This window comes from Photobacterium sp. DNB22_13_2 (assembly GCF_052873915.1).
Genome location: NZ_JBNNXU010000216.1, coordinates 1 through 250 on the forward strand (window position 1 = coordinate 1; position 250 = coordinate 250).

Consider the following 250-nt stretch of genomic DNA (forward strand, 5'->3'; position numbering starts at 1 on the left):
GCGCGGCATGGCAAACCTCGGAAGACAATAGCGACGACGATAGCGATGACTTAGCGGCCCTTGCCCAGCTCCACAGCAAACTTCACCAGCTCCGCCTGGCCCTCGATGCCGAGCTTACGCTTGAGGTTCAGGCGGTGCGACTCCACCGTGCGCACGGAGAGCCCGAGTTCGTCGGCAATGCGCTTGTTGGCGTAGCCCTTGGCGATGCCATCGAGGATATCGCGCTCACGCGGTGTGAGCGCCTCCACGG

At 63.6% G+C, this 250-nt stretch carries 1 protein-coding gene; it reads right to left on the reverse strand.

Annotated features, from left to right (window positions below; translation table 11 throughout):
- Positions 1-50: 50 nt before the first annotated feature.
- On the reverse strand, positions 51-250 hold a 200-nt coding region (locus ACVA58_RS28425; protein ID WP_446513576.1), incomplete at its 5' end, for a LuxR C-terminal-related transcriptional regulator.